The 1,750-nt window shown below is 71.8% G+C and carries 1 protein-coding gene; it reads left to right on the forward strand.

Annotated features, from left to right (window positions below; all coding sequences use genetic code 11):
* Positions 1-25: 25 nt before the first annotated feature.
* The coding region (locus ACFWRO_RS37065; protein ID WP_384519103.1) for an alpha/beta hydrolase at positions 26-1,750 on the forward strand (1,725 nt) is incomplete at its 3' end.

Below are 1,750 nucleotides of genomic sequence, written 5' to 3' on the forward strand. Positions count from 1 at the left end.
CCCGGTTGGCGGTGGGGAGTCTGGTATGTGGGAGGAGGTCGCGCGGGCGACCGCGGCCACCGGCCCGCTCACCGATGAGTGGATGCCCAGCGCGCCGCCGGCCGCCCTCTACCAGCCCGGCCTCCTGGCCGGGCCGGACGATGCCGTCCACGAGCCCAGCGCGCCGCCGGCCGAGGAGACCGAAGCGGCGGGGGAGCTCACCCTGGAGGCCGGCCGGCCCCACAGCTTCCCGGCCCTGGACACCGCCGGCCGGCGCGACCTGGCCGCGGATCAGATGCTGCCGCAGCCCGAAGCGGCGGGCCGGGCGGACATCACTCCGGGAGTGTCCCCGCGTCAGGGGACGGCCACCGGCGCCTCCCTCATCGCCGACGCCCTCCACAGCGGCCAGCCGGAGCCCCTCCACCGACTGCCCGACAGCGCCGCCGCCCGGGAGATGACACCCGGGGAACTGCGCAGGACCAACGCCGGCCACCTCGAGCGTGCCCTCACCGCCGGGGCCGGCCTGCCCTGCCACGTCCTGGTCTACGAACCGGAGTTCGAGGGTGTGGGCCGGATGGCCGTAGCCCTCGGCGACATCGAGACCGCCACCCACGTCGCCGTCCTGATCCCCGGCATGGGCAGCGCCCCCTCCGACTTCGACGAACTCGTCCGCCGCGCCCGCACCGTCCACGACGAATGCCGCCGCATCGGCCCCGAGGCAAAGGTCGCCGTCATCGCCTGGCAGGGCTACAAAGCCCCCCGCGACATCCGCACGGGCAAAGGCGAGGTCAGCGCCGACGACCCCGCCAAAGACGGCTCCAGACTCCTCAACATCGACCTCGCCCACTGGCGTGCCCTCTGGAAGAACAGCGCCGCCCGCAAGACGGCCGGCCTCCCGCAACAGCCCCAGGTCACCGTCAACGGGTTCAGCTACGGAAGCGTCGTCGCCGGCTACGCCCTCATGCGCCGCACCCGCCCCGGTGGCGCCGCCGACACCGCCAAAGGCGCCCTCGCCGGAGGCGTCCGGGAGCTGTCCCGCCAGTTCGTCGCCCTCTTCCCCCCCACCGCCGCGGCGAAGAAACGCATGCAAGGCGGCACCTGGACACAGACCCTGCGCGAAGGCGCCCAGACGACCCTGCCCGTCGTCTCCGCCGCGACGGATCCCACCGGCGCCTCGGCCGCCATGCTCGCCGTCCGCCCCGCGGCGGCGACCGTCAAACGCTCCGTCAACCAGGCACGCGCCGCCTACAAGAGCGAACCCCTCGGCGGAGGAGAAGCCGACTACCTCGTCCTCTTCGGCAGCCCCGGCACCGGCCGCCGCGCCCGCCACCTCAACATCCCCGCCACCCGCGTCTACGCCGCCGCCCACGCCCAGGACCCCATCAGCCACCTCAACTACTTCAGCATCGACCCCACCCACGTCAACTACGACCCCACCGGCCAGGTAACCCGCCTCAAAACCCACTACACCAACGACCCCGCCCTCAGCCACGCCAAAAACCTGGAACGAGCACACACCAGCTACTACGACCCCGCCACCGACACCCACCCCGCAAGAGAATCCCTCACCAACCTCGCCCGCATCACCACCGGAAACACCCACCACGTCACCACCCACAAAAAACGCTCCGGCACCCTCCTCGAAGGACACAAAAACCCCCTCGCACGCCCCTTCACCAACCCCCCCACCAACACCACACCACCCCAACCCACCAAACGAAGAGGAAAACGACACACCACACCCCCCACACCACCCACAGCCACCCCCCAG

Origin of the sequence: Streptomyces sp. NPDC058579, from assembly GCF_042718575.1 — a bacterium.
Taxonomy (GTDB): Bacteria; Actinomycetota; Actinomycetes; order Streptomycetales; family Streptomycetaceae; genus Streptomyces.